Here is a 482-nt window from a genome sequence, read left to right on the forward strand (position 1 = left end):
TGCCCAAATTGATGTCCTGCATAAACCATAGCTAACGGTGGAAATTCAGCAAAGGTTTTTTGCCCACTACAAATTTCAACCCAGTTCGCTTTGTCTTCTTCACTCCATTGCAACTCATCCGCCAAAGCTTCATTGAAATGACCTGCTTTTGCACCACGCAAAGGGCTGGGTTGCTGTAGATGATAAAGCTTGGGATTCTGAGCGTTGTAGCGAGGATTGAATTGCATAACTGAAATATCTTGGGAGGTGACTGTTTTGACTATAACAAATTTTAAGCTGAGCAGCGATGAAGTCAGTGATAGCAAATATGTATCAGTAGGCATAAAAAAGGTCTCATTGTGAGACCTTTTTTTATATTGAGTTTATTCAGAAACAGGTGCTTTTTTAATATTACGCATCAATGTTTCTAAGCATTCACGATGATGAGCAAGTCTGTGTTCAAGCAATTGGAAATCAACTTTCAGTTTATGATCCATTTGATG

General features: G+C 38.8%; 1 protein-coding gene and 1 pseudogene. Both read right to left on the reverse strand.

The window, feature by feature from the left end:
• Positions 1-227: protein adenylyltransferase SelO family protein (locus tag B4237_RS02335; protein WP_286941170.1), on the reverse strand; the 227-nt coding region annotated here is incomplete at its 3' end.
• A gap of 135 nt (positions 228-362) precedes the next feature.
• Positions 363-482: pseudogene (locus tag B4237_RS02340) on the reverse strand (acyl-CoA desaturase); the annotation flags it as partial.

The organism is Acinetobacter sp. UBA6526 (genome assembly GCF_002434875.1).
Classification (GTDB): Bacteria; Pseudomonadota; Gammaproteobacteria; order Pseudomonadales; family Moraxellaceae; genus Acinetobacter; species Acinetobacter venetianus.